This window comes from Acinetobacter rongchengensis (genome assembly GCF_003611475.1).
Classification (GTDB): Bacteria; Pseudomonadota; Gammaproteobacteria; order Pseudomonadales; family Moraxellaceae; genus Acinetobacter; species Acinetobacter rongchengensis.
The window spans coordinates 1-631 of the sequence record NZ_RAXT01000182.1 but is presented as its reverse complement, the minus strand read 5'-3'; the positions used below and the strand labels follow the sequence as shown (position 1 = coordinate 631).

Here is a 631-nt window from a genome sequence, read left to right as displayed (position 1 = left end):
TCTGTGCCATCTGCAACTACACCAATGTTGTTATCACTGAGTTTGCTTAGATCTGTGACGCCACCTTTAACATTCACTTTCTCGCCAAGTTTACGTGCAACGTCTGTGCCTGTATCGCCTGCAAAGTTTAAGCCTTTGTTGGTCACATCTGACACCGCATTGTTCAAGTCGCCTGCATTCACACCTTTGTACGCATTCGCTGTATCTGTGTAATCTCCCGCACTTGCTACGTTGTTCAGACTGGTTCCACCTGACATTGTCATTTTACCTGTCGCTGGATCAACAACAGGAGTTGTTCCCGCCTGACCTGCAAAGGTCACGCTGTCTTTGTTTGGTACACCTGCTTTGTCGTCATATTTAACAGCGTAGTCGTTTGTTTTTGTCTGCGCATCATTCACAATCTTTAATTGTTCTTCTGTTGCCGCACGTCCTACTGTTGCAAAGTCTGTTGCACTTAAGTCTTTGTTGCTTAAGCCTTCAAGTGTGCCTTTCGTTGCATCAAGCGCTAGGCTGTTTGTGCCATTGCTAACACTTAAGCTACCCGCACCAATCACTGTATTGCTGCTGCCTTCTGTCACCGTCAAGCCGTCTTTGTTCAAGACAGTTTGGTCTGTACCTGTGCCCGCTGTAA

The 631-nt window shown here is 46.6% G+C and carries 1 pseudogene; it reads right to left on the bottom strand.

The annotated features are described in order from the left end of the window. Positions 1–631 (bottom strand): annotated as a pseudogene (locus tag D7V20_RS19405) (hypothetical protein); the annotation flags it as partial.